1 protein-coding gene is annotated in these 1,016 nt (G+C 69.8%); it reads left to right on the top strand.

Annotated elements, in window-relative coordinates; translation table 11 throughout:
* Window positions 1-860: transposase (locus ABGB16_RS33770; RefSeq protein ID WP_347672108.1), on the top strand; the 860-nt coding region annotated here is incomplete at its 5' end.
* Window positions 861-1,016 lie beyond the last annotated feature (156 nt).

The following is a 1,016-nucleotide window of genomic DNA, read 5'->3' as shown; positions in this document are numbered from 1 at the left end:
ATGCGGGAGCGGCTCGTGTCGCCTACAACTGGGCGCTTGCCCGGGTGAAGGCGGTCATGGACCAGCGGGCCGCCGAGCGCACCTACGGTGTGCCCGATGACCAGCTGACCCCGACGGTGTCGTGGTCGCTTCCGGCGCTGCGCCGGGCGTGGAACACGGCGAAAGCCGACGTGGCACCGTGGTGGACGGAATGCTCGAAGGAAGCGTTCAACACCGGTCTGGACGCCCTCGCCCGCGGGTTGAAGAACTGGGCCGATTCCCGGACCGGGAAGCGGGCTGGACGACCGGTCGGTTTCCCGCGGTTCAAGTCCCGTCGCCGGACGACACCGTCGGTGCGGTTCACCACCGGTGCCATCCGTGTCGCACCGGACCGTAAGCATGTTGTGTTGCCGCGGCTCGGTCGTCTGAAGCTGCACGAGTCGGCTCGTAAACTCGCCCGCCGCGTGGAGGCCGGCACCGCCCGGATCATGTCCGCGACCGTGCGGCGTGACGGCGGACGGTGGCACGTGGCGTTCACCGTGCAGATCGACCGGACCGACCGGCAACCCGCCCAGCCCGGGTCAGTGGTTGGCGTTGACGTCGGGATCATCCATCTCGCCGTGTTGTCCACCGGTGAGCTTGTACCCAACCCGCGTCACCTGCACGGCGCGCAGCGCGTCCTGCGCCGGCTGGGCCGTGGCCTGTCCCGCACGGCAGGCCCGGACCGGCGCGCCGGAGCACGGCCGTCGAAGCGGTGGCAACGAGCGCAGGCCCGACTCGCTGGCGGTACGCCCGGGTGGCGAACCTGCGCCGCGATGGGCTGCACAAGCTCACCACACGGCTGGCCCGTGAGCACGGCACGATCGTGGTCGAGGACCTGAATGTGTCCGGGATGCTGACCAACCGGCGTCTGGCCCGGCACATCGCCGACGCCGGGTTCGCCGAACTACGCCGACAACTCACCTACAAGACCGGATGGAACGGGGGTCGGCTGATCGTGGCCGACCGTTGGTATCCGTCCTCGAAGACCTGCTCGG

Source organism: Micromonospora sp. B11E3, assembly GCF_039871625.1.
Lineage (GTDB): Bacteria > Actinomycetota > Actinomycetes > Mycobacteriales > Micromonosporaceae > Micromonospora.
This window is presented reverse-complemented; position numbering and strand designations above follow the sequence as displayed.